Here is a 6041-nt window from a genome sequence, read left to right as displayed (position 1 = left end):
CCAAGGGCTGTGATGCCTCCGGCATCCAATTTCCCCGCCACTCTGTTCCGATCGCAATCGGTTAAGCGAGTCAACCTTGGGTACCTCCGCGGAGGAGGATCAGGTGGGAAAGCCGGCAGCATCCGCTTTCTCCCCACCGCCCTCTACACCTCCATGTCTGCCCCGCCGAGAACAACCGCACACCCAAGGCCTGCTCCATGGCCGCGAGGCGCAGCGGATCAAACACCACGCCCCGGCCCCTCCAAGCCGCTCCCATCTGACGCACTGGGCTCCGAGGCAACTACCGCCCCCGCCCCACAGCTTCGGTCTAGACGCGTTCTCCCCGTCATGACATACTTTAATTGTCCAATCGTCCACCCTCCCAAGAGGAGCTAGAACCACAACATCATGCCACGCAAGCGAGGTCAACGAAGCTCCACTTCGGCTTTCCCATGGATGGCGCTGGTCCTGGTGCCGATGCTGACTGCAGCCACCCTCATCACCAGCGCCGCACCCGCCGCAGAGCCCCCCACACACATCCATCAGATCGGGAAATTCCGCGTCCGCTACCAGACCACGGGCCAGCACGCCATCGCCCCTGACGATCGCAACCGCAACAACATCCCCGATCAGGCCGAGGACATCCTCACCCAGGTCATGGCAGCGCACCTCCTCTTTGTAGAGGTGCTGGGCTTTCCCGACCCCTTTCAGACCGAGCGCTTCCGCTCCGCCACCGTGCTCGACATCCGCATCCGCAGCAAGGAAGAGATGAAGAGCAACGGCAAGGCCTTCGATGAACTCCAACACTCCAAGGACGGCGACTGGATCGGCGTTCAGGTTGCTTCCTCGATCCATGCCACCGCCAACCTCACCCCCGCGCACGAGCTCTTCCACCTCATCCAGTACGGCACCTCCTACTTCAAGAACAGCTGGTTCGCGGAAGGCACAGCGCGCTGGTCAGAGCGCGCCCTGGGGACCGGCGCCCTCGGCCCCGCCACGAAGCTCTTCATCTGGCCCCTTTCGCCCGAGCAGGCAGAGGCCGTCTTCAACGCGTCCTACGATGCCTCCACCCAGTTCTGGAATCCCCTCGCCGCCCGGCTGGACCCCACAGGAGTCATCCCGGACTCCCCGGCCCTCCAGCGCCTGCAGGCCATGCGCTATACCGATGGCTCCCCCGTGCTGAAGGATCTCAAGCTCACGGGCTGGGCCTTCATCCGCGATGTCATCATCGAGCTCGGGAAGGCCGACGACACCGCCTTCAGCGAGCTGGGCTATGATCGCTGGTCAGAGGCCAACCAGTTCTCCAGGCAAAACAACGCCTTCATCCTCACCGCGGTCGAGCAGGTCGTCAGACGCCAGGAAAACACCGCACCACCCCAGTCGGGACGCGGTGCCGGCGCCCCAAATCCAGGCGGTTCCTGAAACTACCCTTCCCCTTCCCCATGAGACACCTCTGCCTCCTTCTCATCGTCCTTCTGCCCCTCACGGGTCATGCAGACAAGTTCTTCGAGGTCGAAGACGGCGACGAGCCGAATCACTTGACGCCCCTGAACCCGCCCGACGCCTATGACGAAAGGCTGGCAAAACACCTCTTTCTCACGGACGGCCAGTTCGGACGCTTCCTCGCGAGACCGTCCTTTGGCGCTGAGAGCTGTGTATCCGTCCACGCCGAGATCCCCGAGGAAGCAAAGAAGAAGTACCACGACGAATTCGCAGTGCCCGATGATGAGCAGAAGTACTTCATCACCGTCACCCGCGCCTCCGAGAGCCTTTGGTACTCCATGCCGCGAAACAATGAGGAGAAAAAAGCCAAAGAGGTAAAGATCACGCGTGTGGACCGCGAAATCAGCCTGGAGCTGGCCATTGCCATCCAGCGTGCCTGGGGGCGGATGCTCCAGCACACCAGGTACCCCGCCAAGGCCTCCCTTGGGTTCGATGGCATCACCTATCATTTTTCCGTCTGGGTTCGAGGATTAGGCGACCTCTACGGGAGGACCTGGACGCCTCAGGGCGGACTGACGGCGGAGATCGCCGCCCTCGGGATCGAACTGGCCACCTTCGGCACCGACAAGAACGCAGCCGAAAAGCCCCTCATCAAGAAGCTGAAGGCATTCGAATCCAAAATACCGAAGCCATGACAAGGCTGCGCCTCCGCCGCGCGGCCCCAGAAGCTGTTCGGAGTACAAACAGAGCCCCGTCTCGATCACCTGCGAACCCTCATCTCGCGCCCGCCAGCCAGGTGACACCGGCTTCCAGCCGGTGCGTGCTACCGGCGTCCCGCCGGTTCAGTGGAGAGGCAGCGCGCGCATGCGTCAGTCAACAGATCGCCTATACCGGTCGTTTCCCAATCCCCCCAACACAGAGTTCAACAAATGCGCTAGCCCCTTGAATTCACCGCCTCCATCGGGTTTACTGGCACCAGCACTGGTCACACGTCACTCCCGCACCATGGAAATAACCGATGCAATGATCGAAAGTTCGGTGGCGGGACGGCCATTCGGCAGCTTTGAGCCATTCGTTACCGGCGGCAAAGCGGCGGTCTGGTCCTTCTACTCCCACGTCCTCTCTGGTCTCGAAGGCACACCAGGTGTTGCCGTATTCCGTGAGATGGATCACCACGGCAGCGGCTACGCTTCCTACGTTTCCGCATTCCTGTATCCAGACGATGGCCGATCCCAGCTGGACTTTCCCGACTACACCAACACCACCGGCATTCTGGTGTACATGTCCCGCCTCGCTCCAATAGCCGTCTATGGAGCCAGCCAGCGAAACGAGCACAAGCACAACAAGGGGACGGGATCGGGTTTCATAGAGGCAGGCAACGTTGGCACATTGCCCGAGGGGGACTGGGCGGAGTTTCTTGCCACCGTAGCGAACTGTCTTCACGCATTCCGCATCGAACTTCTGCCGCGCGAGCCACTCCTCCTACCTGCGCGAGCGGATCTTTCCATACCCACAGTTTTCGATGGGCCCTACTACGTCTTCGACACCCTCTTCTACTGGTGTGACTGACCCAATCACAATCCCCCTAGCCTCATGTTCCGTTGGTTCAAACAGAAACAAAAGATCACCCCTCCCCCGCCGGACCCTCAGAATCCGGGGCGCGGACGCACGATCAAAGTCGCCTTTGCCAACAGCGATCGAAGCTGGACGGAAGATGCCGATCTCCTCAGTTCCCGCGCCGAAGCATTGAGCGCCGCCGGCCACCCACTCGTACGCCGGAAGAGCTGGATCGAAGTCAACCGCGACTTCACCATCATGCCTCAGGTGATCGCAGTGCACCCCCTGGAAGACGGCGGCGTCCGCACCAGCAGCACCCTCCAAGTGGCTCACAGCACCCTCGTGCCTGGCGGCGTTTTCGAATACCAGTACTCCACAGGCGACGACATCAAGAGCGCCTTCAGGAAAGGTTTTGAAGCCTGGGCGGCTTCAGACTTTCCGGTCTTTCTCGACGCACTGCTTGAGAAACCGGACCATTGCATGACCATGCAGAAGTCCTCAGGCGCTCCATCAAGCCCCGACGGTGATCGACGGGTGATTTTCGGCCCACCTGAGCATGTAGTTTCCTATTCCAACCTTCCCGGCAAAGAATCCCACGACTTCTGCCCCTGCTGCCTCTTCACCAACACGCATGAGGTATTCAAGGAGATCCTGGCCGGGACTCCATTTCACGGCATCCGACTGCTCGCCATCCGCAATGCCGATGGCTCCCTGCAGGCCGACTGCCGGGTCAATGGCAGAGAATGGGATGCCGGCAAAGAAGCCTTGATTCAGTATGCCGAGACGTGGCCCGATCGCGGGTTCGAGTATCGCAAGCAGTACGTCGGCATTCAGAGCTGGCCAGGCCAGAACGCCCCATCCTAACCTGACGCCGACCAAAGGCTCCCCCCCTTAACTCCTAACTCCTAACTCTTAACCCCTAACCCTCCCCCCCCATGCATCCCGACATCCAGACCTACAACGCCAACCTGGCCCCCGCCCATCAGGAAGTCTGCGACCTGCTGGCCCGGGAGATCGACAAAGGCCTGCCCCAAGCTGAGAACAAGATCTGGCACGCCCATCCCGTCTGGTTCCTGAAAGGCAATCCCATCGTCGGCTACAGCGTCCAGAAACCCGGCGTGAGATTGATGTTCTGGAGCGGCGCCGATTTCCATGAACCGGGACTCAACGTCGTCGGCAAAAAGTTCAAAGACGCCTCCGTCTTCTACAACAACGTCTCAGAGGTCAAGAAAGCAGCCCTGCGCCGCTGGCTCAAAGAAGCCCAGGAGATCCAATGGGACTACAAAAACCTCATCCAGCGCAAAGGGCAGTTGGAGAAGCTGAAGTAACACGGCACCCCCATTCATAGCCGCGCCCACTCCGCGCCTTCGCCCAATGAAACAAGCGCTCTTCCTATCAGCCTTGACCACCGTCCTCGCCGCGCTGCTGCCCGCTTGCGCTCCCTTCCCCTCCACCACACCGGTTTTCCCCCGCATTCAAGGCTCCGTAGTCGATACCCAGACCGGCAAGCCGATCGCCGCAGCCAGAGTGACCGCAGAACGCGCGGGCTACACCCGCAAGGCCGTGACCTCTACCACTGGCGTATTCACCTTGCCGCCCGCATCACAGCACCACTATCTGATCTACCTCGGCAGTCCCGGCGTGGCCCCTACCCCTTGGCATTTGCGGGATGCCTCTTCATCACTGACGCTCACGGCATCTGCACCGGGCTATCAGACCACCTCTCAGAGCTACGATTCCCTGAAAGGGCACCGCCTGGGCCTGAACCTTCCAGAGACCCTTCAGATCCCGCTTCGCCGATGACTTCATCCCCACTGCATCACCAGCGTGTTTGCCTCCTCTAACCCCCACATCACATCCGCACCAGCGTTGGAGTACCGACTTCAGTCGGCTCAGTCCGCACCACGACAGACGCCCTTGGCAAACTAAAGTTTGTACTACGAACCACTTCCAATCATCCCCGCTCACCGATCCAACGCTCCCCTGACCGGCGTCCCTGACCGGCGTCCCTGACCCGTGCCCAAATTGCCGATTCAAATTTCGTGACGCCATAGGATCCAAGGAGCGGCGGTTTGTGCTTGCACAACCGCCGGTGGTTGCCGGAGGTCATATGTCCCCAAGCAAGAAAGCCGCGGCAAGACCACATAAGGTGGTGGGCGTTTGGCGATCAAACGCTCCGCTTTCCCTCGGCGGTTGTGCAAGCACAAACCGCCGCTCCTTGGGGGAGCCGTCCGAACTTGTGAAGCGCAGAGCAAGTTGCCTGTCGCCCCTCATGCTGACTCGGAAGCACCGCCCAAAACTCCGAAGCGAGTTCTACAAACCGTCGCATGCCCCTGAGGTGCCCCCAGGCTACCAACCCAGTATGGGTGGATTGCGGTTGCATTCAGGTCCCAGACGTTTTTCATTCTCACGACACCCGGGTCATCGGCGCACACATTTCCTTCGTCATCACCCGACTGGACGCCACCCTCATACCAGAGCAGGATGCGAATCTCATCCACAGAAGCCCGTGAACGCGGCTACGATCCCGCCGAAATCGCACGCATCGAGCAAGACGAAGAAGGACGGCGCGAGGCCGATGCCTTGCGGAAGTTGGTCGACCAGACCTTCGCTTCCATCCCCAAGCCCACCACCACCCTCCGGGTCGCTCGCGCCCTCGATGACGAATGGAACATCTCGACCGCACGGGCCACGGAGCTTGCCCTGCAAGATCCTGAGATCGACTGGAGGGAAGTCTCAAAAGAGAAAACTGAAACCTACCAGGAATACTTCACCTTCTCCGACCCAGCGGGATGGCGCTTTTACTTGCCCGCGTACATGAGCCACTACCTTGCAGAGTTCCCGGGCTATGGCTACGACGCCGTCTACTGGGCCTGCACTGACCAAAAAAATGCTGGAGACTTGACCAAGGCTGAGCTGGCAGTCGTTGATCAATTCCTCGAACTTTGTCACCGGTATGAGCAGCACCAGCCCATCACAGTTGATCGCGTGTTGGCACAACCGCACCCCACGCCAAAGGCGTGATACAAAATAGCCCGGGGTCAGACCGCGGAGCGGTCGCC

At 60.5% G+C, this 6041-nt stretch carries 7 protein-coding genes; all 7 read left to right on the top strand.

Annotated features, from left to right (window positions below):
- Positions 1 to 387: 387 nt before the first annotated feature.
- The 7 genes from BV034_RS05670 (at position 388) to BV034_RS05640 (ending at position 6003) form a co-directional block, all read left to right on the top strand.
- A complete protein-coding gene (locus BV034_RS05670) occupies positions 388 to 1401 on the top strand; it encodes a hypothetical protein (protein WP_265592672.1) in 1014 nt (337 codons plus the stop codon).
- 20 nt (positions 1402 to 1421) lie between these two features.
- Positions 1422 to 2117, top strand: a complete 696-nt coding sequence (locus BV034_RS05665; RefSeq protein WP_050025002.1) for a hypothetical protein — start codon at positions 1422 to 1424, stop codon at positions 2115 to 2117.
- A 310-nt stretch (positions 2118 to 2427) separates the two neighbouring features.
- A complete protein-coding gene (locus tag BV034_RS05660) occupies positions 2428 to 2991 on the top strand; it encodes a hypothetical protein (RefSeq protein ID WP_265592671.1) in 564 nt (187 codons plus the stop codon).
- Positions 2992 to 3015: 24 nt separating this feature from the next.
- Positions 3016 to 3843 carry a DUF6348 family protein gene (locus BV034_RS05655; protein WP_050024998.1) on the top strand — a complete coding sequence of 276 codons (828 nt, stop codon included), beginning with the start codon at positions 3016 to 3018 and terminating at the stop codon, positions 3841 to 3843.
- Between the two features lie 71 nt (positions 3844 to 3914).
- Positions 3915 to 4307: a DUF1801 domain-containing protein gene (locus BV034_RS05650; protein WP_050024996.1), complete on the top strand. Its 393-nt coding sequence runs from the start codon at positions 3915 to 3917 to the stop codon at positions 4305 to 4307.
- 73 nt (positions 4308 to 4380) lie between these two features.
- Positions 4381 to 4782, top strand: coding sequence for a carboxypeptidase-like regulatory domain-containing protein (locus BV034_RS05645; RefSeq protein WP_265592670.1), 402 nt, complete (start codon positions 4381 to 4383; stop codon positions 4780 to 4782).
- Positions 4783 to 5463: 681 nt separating this feature from the next.
- Positions 5464 to 6003 (top strand): DUF6714 family protein, encoded by a 540-nt coding sequence (locus BV034_RS05640; protein ID WP_050024992.1) that lies wholly within the window; start codon positions 5464 to 5466, stop codon positions 6001 to 6003.
- Positions 6004 to 6041: the final 38 nt, after the last annotated feature.

Source organism: Verrucomicrobium sp. BvORR034 (genome assembly GCF_000739635.1).
Taxonomy (GTDB): domain Bacteria; phylum Verrucomicrobiota; class Verrucomicrobiia; order Verrucomicrobiales; family Verrucomicrobiaceae; genus Verrucomicrobium.
The sequence above is the reverse complement of the archived record's forward strand: the minus strand, read 5'-3'. Positions and strand labels throughout refer to the sequence as shown.